Here is a 7,952-nt window from a genome sequence, read left to right on the forward strand (position 1 = left end):
AGATATGAGTATGAGACGAAAGAAGTTCCATTTGAGTATGGTATTCGATAAATTTTTAAGGGTACTAATTTAAAAAGATTCTAGTAGGGAATAAATCTACTAGAATCTTTCATGCGTTTGTCGTGCTTGAGGCCTTGCACCATCTCAATCATCAAAAGATCCATCAAATAAGCCTTATCATAGAGTCCCGTTTTCATATCATAATCCGTTTGAATCATTTTTTCATAGATAGTTCGCAAATAACTGGTTGAGAGCGCTCGGCTATCTCTTTGGGCAAATCGAACTCGGTAAGGATTGTAGCTAGTACCCGTTAGATTTTTCAATTCAGTCACCAAGTTTACTTCAGTAGAGGGACCGAGGAACCGCACATAGAGAAAGAGACGAAAATGGCTGATTAACAGCGCAAGAACTTGAATATCATCTTTCCCCTGAAGACGCAAATCCGCCATCAAAGATCTAGCTGCCTCCAACTTTCCTTGCAAGAGGAGGCTAGATAAGTCAAATAAATTATCCTGCAGCGTGTTCGGAAGCAGCTGGCGCAAGCTTTCAACCGTCAAAGAATCCAAGCTACTGTAGTCTTCCAGAAAAGCTAAATTTTGACGAAGCAGGCTGACATTAAGCATCGATTTCTCCAGTAAAACATCCTGTAAATCTGTACCTAGCCTCCAACCTCTCATTCCTAATTCTTCCTGTAAAAAAGAACGAAACTCTTTTTCTTTGAGCTCCTTGGTTTCTAATAATAGCGCTTGGCGTTTGAGCAGCTTCACCAAACGGCGCTTCCCGTCCAACTTTCCTTCTGCAAAAATAATGACCTTGGTATCAGAGCTCGGATTCTGTACATAATCTTCAAACTGTTTCAGTTCTTCATCTGATAAATAACGCTTCCGTCCTGTTGTCAAATCCAAAAATGAATCTAAAACCACCCACTTACTTTCCGCAAAAAAAGGCAGACTCTCCAATTCTTCTTGTACTTGTGGATAAGGAGTTTCCCGCATATCTAAACGACTCATACTTAAATCAGCTGGATCAAAGCCGATTTTACGAAGCACCTCTTCCTTTAATAAGGAAAACTGCCCCACATCTTCTCCAGCAACCACGGTTAAGGCTGGAAAATCCTCTGCTGTCATTTTTTCTACTTGTCGAATTGCTGTCATGCTGCCCCCTTTTTCTTCTATTCTAGCAAAATTTCCCTGTTCAGCAAAATTTCCCTGTTCCAGCCTATTTCAAAAATTTTTTCAAAAAATATTGTGAAAAACTTTACAAATGAAAACGAATTCGTTATAATATGAAATGTGAAAAGATTAACAAATGTCAGGAGAGAAGTATGACTGAGAAAACTGTCACAAAAGAAGAAAAAGAAAAATTGGCTCAAGCCCATGTTGATGCCTTGGTTACTAAGGGATTGATTGCTCTTGAGGAAATGCGCAAACTCAATCAGGAAGAAGTGGACTACATTGTGGCCAAAGCCTCTGTTGCGGCCCTAGATGCACACGGAATCCTAGCTATGCATGCCTATGAGGAAACTGGCCGTGGCGTCTTTGAAGACAAGGCTACTAAAAATCTCTTTGCCTGCGAGCATGTGGTCAACAATATGCGCCACACCAAAACAGTTGGTGTTATCGAGGAAGACGATGTTACCGGCCTTACTTTAATCGCCGAACCAGTTGGGGTTATCTGTGGAATCACACCAACCACTAACCCTACTTCAACTGCTATCTTCAAAGCCTTAATTTCCTTAAAAACTCGAAATCCAATTATCTTCGCTTTCCACCCATCCGCTCAAGAATCATCTGCTCATGCTGCCCGCATTGTTCGAGATGCAGCCATCGCAGCTGGTGCTCCTGAGAACTGTATTCAATGGATTGAACAACCATCTATGGAAGCTACAGCTGCTCTCATGAATCATGATGGAATCGCAACAATCCTTGCTACAGGGGGAAATGCCATGGTTCGTGCAGCCTACTCTTGTGGCAAACCTGCCTTAGGAGTTGGTGCTGGAAATGTACCTGCTTATGTTGAAAAATCCGCAAATATTCGCCAAGCTGTTCACGACATTGTCATGTCTAAATCCTTCGATAATGGGATGGTTTGTGCCTCTGAACAAGCTGTTATCATTGATAAAGAAGTTTACAATGACTTTGTGGACGAGTTCAAATCCTATCATACTTATTTTGTAAACAAAAAAGAAAAAGCACTTCTGGAAGAATTCTGCTTCGGAGCTAAAGCAAACGGTAAAAACTGTGCCCTTGCAAAATTGAATCCCGCTATCGTTGGAAAACCAGCGACATGGATTGCTGAACAGGCAGGTTTCTCTGTTCCAGAAGGAACCAATATTTTAGCAGCTGAAGTATCTCACGTTGGACCAAAAGAGCCACTTACACGTGAAAAACTGTCTCCAGTTATCGCTGTCTTGAAAGCAGACTCTCGTGAAGATGGTCTTGAAAAAGCCCGTCAAATGGTTGAATTCGATGGACTAGGCCACTCCGCTGCTATCCATACTGAAGATGCAGATCTTGCCAAAGAGTTTGGACAATTGGTTAAAGCCATTCGGGTCATCTGGAATTCTCCATCTACCTTTGGCGGAATCGGAGATGTTTACAACTCCTTCCTACCATCTCTCACTCTCGGTTGCGGATCCTACGGTCGCAATTCTATCGGTGACAACGTTAGTGCTGTCAATCTCTTGAACATCAAAAAAGTAGGAAGACGTAGAAATAATATGCAGTGGTTTAAAGTTCCTTCAAAAACATACTTCGAACGTGACTCCATCCAATACCTCCAAAAATGTCGTGACGTAGAACGGGTCATGATTGTCACTGACCATTCAATGGTTGAACTCGGATTCTTGGATCGAATCCTGGAACAACTCCACCTCCGTCGCAACAACGTCGTTTACCAAATTTTTGCGGATGTTGAACCAGATCCAGACATCACAACAGTCTATAAGGGAACTGAAATGATGCGTAGCTTCAAACCAGATACCATCATTGCTCTTGGTGGTGGTTCTCCAATGGATGCAGCCAAAGTTATGTGGCTCTTCTACGAGCAACCTGAAGTGGACTTCCATGACCTGGTTCAGAAATTCATGGATATCCGCAAACGGGCCTTCAAATTCCCTGAACTCGGCAAGAAAACAAAATTCATTGCCATCCCAACCACTTCTGGTACTGGGTCTGAAGTAACTCCATTTGCGGTTATCTCCGATAAAGCCAATAACCGTAAATACCCAATCGCAGACTACTCACTCACACCAACTGTCGCTATCGTTGACCCAGCCTTGGTTATGACTGTTCCAGCCCATGTTACGGCAGATACAGGTATGGACGTCTTAACCCATGCAACAGAAGCCTATGTGTCAACTGTAGCAAATGACTATACAGATGGATTAGCTCTCCAAGCTATTAAGCTAGTCTTTGAAAATTTGGAAAGTTCAGTAAAAAATGCCGACTTTGCATCTCGTGAGAAAATGCATAACGCTTCAACCATTGCAGGTATGGCTTTCGCCAATGCCTTCCTCGGTATCTCACACTCCATGGCTCACAAGATTGGTGGCCGTTTCCACACCGTTCACGGCCGGACGAATGCAATTCTCTTGCCATATGTCATCCGCTATAACGGTACACGCCCATCCAAAACAGCAACTTGGCCTAAATACAACTACTACAAAGCCGATGAGAAATATCAAGACATCGCTCGGATGCTAGGACTTCCATGCTCTACTCCGGAAGAAGCGGTAGCTGCTTATGCTCAAGCTGTTTATGACCTTGGTGAACGCATCGGTATCGAGATGAACCTCAAAGCTCAAGGCATTGACGAAAAAGAACTCAAAGAGTACTCCCGTGAATTAGCTCTCCTAGCTTACGAAGATCAATGTACTCCTGCCAACCCTCGCTTGGCCTTAGTTGATCATATGCAAGAAATCATTGAAGACGCCTACTATGGTTACAAAGAGCGTCCAGGACGTATCAAATAAAACAGTAAAAACAGATCGGAAACGGTCTGTTTTTCTTGTTAACCTACTGAACTTGTGTTACAATACCGTGAGTTCTGTCGCCCATTGATCTACGAAAATCACTTGGCCATAAGATCCACCAACTAGAAAGGTTCTTCATGAATATCCATCAAAAAATCCAATCGATTACCCCCTACCATTGGAGCATTTTAAACCTCGTCAGCATGACCCTAACCCCACTTTTATTATTCAACTATTTGAACAATCAAGTTCAAGGACTTTTTCGCTTTCAATCTTGGACACTGCTAGCAATTATACACGATCAACTAGTTCAGGACTGGGTACAGCGCGCAGGAGCTCTTCTCATCACAGGAATCACTCTATTGGTGTTCGTGATACTCCTATTTTTTATTGCCAATGGGCTCATGGTTCGAAGTTTCAAAACTCACTCGAGAGCCTTCTTCTATACTTATCGGATCCTATTTTGGGGTTCCCTAGCTCTCATTGGTCTAAGCATCTTTCTCAGCTGGTCCACTTTTACAGGTCTCCTAAATCATTACCAAGATTTCATAACTTTAGATTTTGAAAAAATTTCAAGAGATATTCAAGCCATCATTGCTAATAGTCCCATCCAAAAACTCGGAGACCTCCAAAACATGATTGGAGATATTAAATCCTATATCCAGGACAATAGTGTACTCCTGGCCACCCAAACCCTCATCCTCAACTTCATCGAGCAAACGAAATCCGTTGTCATTATCGGCGTCTTTCTCTATCCAACTTGCCTTCTAACACTAGCTTTCCTACACCTACGCCACTGGTGGCAAGGTCGTAAAAAAGGAGACACCATCGTCAAAATCAACCTAACCATTGAAAGAAAAAATACCAACTAAAAACTGCAGTAAGCTTGGACACTCAGAATCCAAGTCGACTGCAGTTTTTGTCTAGTATTTTCTAAATCCAATTGGCTTTCTGGGCTATAATCAATGCATCCGTACGATTATTAGCCCCAAGTTTTGTCATCAAACTTGTCACATAATTTCGAACAGTTCCATTGGATAAATAAAGTTCCTGAGCAATTTCTTGATTAGAGAGGCCACGGGCAATTCCTTTTAAAACTTGAATTTCACGAGAACTAAGAGGATTGGTCGAGTGAGTCATTTCCTCTATCAACTCTGGAGAATACTCCTTTTGCCCTTGTAAAACCTTACGAATCGTCGCCATTAAATCTGAAATGGATCGTTCTTTAAGTACATAGGCATCCACCTGAGCTGCCAAAGCTCTTTTGAAATAGCCAGTTCGCCGAAAGGTCGTAACAATAATCACGCGCACCTCATGCTGTTTACGAATCCACTCCAAAACTTCCAAGCCCGTTACATATGGCATCTCAACATCTAAAATAGCAACATCTACTTCTTCTTTTTGGAGTAGTTCAATAGCTTCTCGACCATCCTTGGCGGTATACACCCGCTCAACTTCATCTTCCAAAAGCAATAACTGACACAAAGCATCCCGTAACATCGATTGGTCTTCTGCAACTAACAGTTTCATGGCTACTCCTTTCTAAAAGGTAGAGTCAGACGAACGAGGGTTGGTCGACTGGCTGATTCTATGGTCACTTTTCCATGAATCAGCGACAAGCGATTCCGCAAAGAAACAAGCTCCGTATCCGTCTGATTTAAAAAGCCCTTACCATCATCTTCCATCTCCACTACAAACTGATCACCTAAATCCTTAAAACGTAGACAAACATGGCTGGCCTCTGCATGTTTAATGACATTATTCGCTAACTCCCTTACCATCATAGTAAGATTGGATTGGAGAACTGGTGAGAGATATGATACCTCCAACTCCTCTTGGATTTGTAACACAATACCAGCCATTTCAAATACCCCTTGCAAATCTTGCAGTTCTTCCTCCAAACTCCGAAACTTCAGCTGATTCACAATGTTCCTGACGTCCATCATACTCTTACGGCTAGTAGCCTGTAAATCTTCCAATTCTTGTTGGACCGCCAACAAATTCCCTTTTTCCAATTGCTTGAGTCCCAATTCTGCTTTTATAGCCAGCGTCGCAAAGACATGACCTAGACTATCATGTAGATCTTGACCGATGCGATTTCGCTCATTTTCAGCAATGAGAAGATTGATGGAAGCATTCTGTTCCTGCAACTGCCTTTCCATTTGTTCCTTTGCCACCTCCTGACGACCGCCATAAAACATAAACAAAGCAAAAGAATGAAGAACAAACATAAAGACTACAGTCTCCCAAGTAAAAGGACCCATGATAGCCCAACTCAGACAAATGATCAAAGTTAGGATGTAAGAAATCGTTCGATAAGTCCAGCGATCTTCCGTATAGTGCCAGGTCAGTAGATTTGAAAGATTGAAAAGAAACAAGGAAGACTGAATATTACTCGCAAATGTTGTATAAAGAACATAGAACAGCATGTAAAACCAAGCAACCTTCTCATACAAGGGATTTCGCGTATAAAGCAAGGAAATATAGAAAAAACCAAACAAAAGAGAGGATCCAACTATAAAAGGAAATTCAATATCACCCCAAGCATATACAATAGGAAAGATAAGAAAAATAAGCCCAGTAAAATACATCGGATTAACTTTACGTTTTTCGAACATCCTAACATTCCTCTTTCTTCTGTCTACTATATTGTACTATAGCTAAAAAGATAAAGGTATAGATGGCAACAAATATCAAGGATTGCCAGTTCAATTGAGCATCTTCCGCAAAACTAAGAACCACCTGATTGACATGATAGCCTGGGGTAAACTCACAAATTTTCTGAACCCATGTTGGAAATACCGAAATAGGCATCCAAGAGCCTCCTAAAATAGCCAGAAGAAAGAAGCATAAATTGCCCACAACGGACATGGATTGCTCCGATGGTAACAAACCAAGCAACAGTCCAATAGCTAAATAAACGATTGACGTTAGTACCAGTAAAAAGGCCGCACCTCCCCATTCCCAAGGGGACATCGAAACACCCCGCACTAAAGCTCCCACTGAAAACACTAGCAAAATGGACACCAAGTAAGTCAGAAATACCCGATAGATTTTAGACAGATAATAATGAGAACTTGAAATTGGTGAATTATTAAGAAAATCTATCCAGTAATTTTTTCGATCTTCATGTAGCATCATAGGAAATGTAAATAAAGCAAAACTAGACATGGAAAACGAGGTCATTGTCAACATGTAGTTTCGAACAAAAACTGCTTGGAGCTTCGAATCTCCCAAATCAATAGTTGAGGAGAAAATTAGAAAGAAGAGGAGTGGTATCCCAACACCCATCGCAAAAATCCAGATACTACGCAGCTGTTTCAAGGTTTCAATTTTTACTAAAGCTTTCATCACTTCTCCTCCTTGGTTTGCTCAAATAAAATATCTAACAGACTCTTATTCTGAATTTCAATATCTGAAATTCGACAGCCTTGAATTGATAACTCCTCCCAGACTTCTTCAATATTTTGAGTCTTAAAGTGGACATACTCTCCCTTATCCTCTAATTCATAGTAAAGATGAGGAGATAAGATTTCCATCCAAGTTCTTGCCAAGGTGACAACCTTAACCTGTTCCTCAATTCTCATCAATTCTGGTCTTGTATCCCGTAACAATTTCCCATTATGAATCATAAGAATTCGATCTGCCGTATATTCTACTTCTTCAATATAATGACTCGAATAAAAAATAGTCAGTCCTTGAGCTTTCAGCTCCTCCACAATTTCCCAAAAACGCTTCCTGGTACTGGTATCCATACCTGCAGTAGGCTCATCCAAAAATAACACCCTAGGTTTCCCAACCAAACATAACACAAAAGCCAGAAAGCGCCGTTGTCCGCCCGATAATTTTTGAGTTATAGTTGTTCCACTTTATAATACGTGATAAAATAGAACCATGACATATAGCATTGATTTTAGAAAACGTGTGCTGTCTTTCGTTCAGGAAGGGCACACTCGAACAGAAGCTTGTGAGCTTTTCG

The 7,952-nt window shown here is 41.3% G+C and carries 7 protein-coding genes and 1 pseudogene; 2 read left to right on the forward strand and 6 right to left on the reverse strand.

The features are described 5' to 3' along the window. Positions 1–80: 80 nt before the first annotated feature. Positions 81–1,154, reverse strand: a complete 1,074-nt coding sequence (gene holA / locus ACXM1Q_RS08210) for a DNA polymerase III subunit delta (protein WP_458517652.1) — start codon at positions 1,152–1,154, stop codon at positions 81–83. 170 nt (positions 1,155–1,324) lie between these two features. Here holA and adhE point away from each other — a divergent pair, with 170 nt between their 5' ends. Next, a complete protein-coding gene (gene adhE / locus ACXM1Q_RS08215; RefSeq protein WP_458517653.1) occupies positions 1,325–3,973 on the forward strand; it encodes a bifunctional acetaldehyde-CoA/alcohol dehydrogenase in 2,649 nt (882 codons plus the stop codon). 137 nt (positions 3,974–4,110) lie between these two features. Continuing rightward, a complete protein-coding gene (locus ACXM1Q_RS08220; RefSeq protein WP_458517654.1) occupies positions 4,111–4,845 on the forward strand; it encodes a hypothetical protein in 735 nt (244 codons plus the stop codon). 61 nt (positions 4,846–4,906) lie between these two features. Here the strand turns inward: ACXM1Q_RS08220 and ACXM1Q_RS08225 are convergent, their stop codons facing one another. The 5 genes and pseudogenes from ACXM1Q_RS08225 to ACXM1Q_RS08245 all read right to left on the reverse strand — a co-directional run. After that, complete coding sequence (locus tag ACXM1Q_RS08225) at positions 4,907–5,503, reverse strand: response regulator transcription factor (protein WP_458517655.1); 597 nt, start codon at positions 5,501–5,503, stop codon at positions 4,907–4,909. Between the two features lie 2 nt (positions 5,504–5,505). Continuing rightward, entirely contained in the window at positions 5,506–6,591 is a 1,086-nt protein-coding gene (locus ACXM1Q_RS08230; RefSeq protein WP_458517656.1) for a sensor histidine kinase, read from the reverse strand. Between the two features lies 1 nt (position 6,592). Beyond that, positions 6,593–7,324, reverse strand: a complete 732-nt coding sequence (locus ACXM1Q_RS08235) for an ABC transporter permease (protein ID WP_458517657.1) — start codon at positions 7,322–7,324, stop codon at positions 6,593–6,595. Continuing rightward, positions 7,324–7,821: pseudogene (locus ACXM1Q_RS08240) on the reverse strand (AAA family ATPase); the annotation flags it as partial. The gene ACXM1Q_RS08235 and the pseudogene ACXM1Q_RS08240, both read right to left, overlap by 1 nt. After that, positions 7,760–7,952: hypothetical protein (locus ACXM1Q_RS08245; RefSeq protein ID WP_458517658.1), on the reverse strand; the 193-nt coding region annotated here is incomplete at its 5' end. The gene ACXM1Q_RS08245 and the pseudogene ACXM1Q_RS08240, both read right to left, overlap by 62 nt.

The sequence above is a fragment of the Streptococcus sp. 10F2 genome (genome assembly GCF_054331515.2).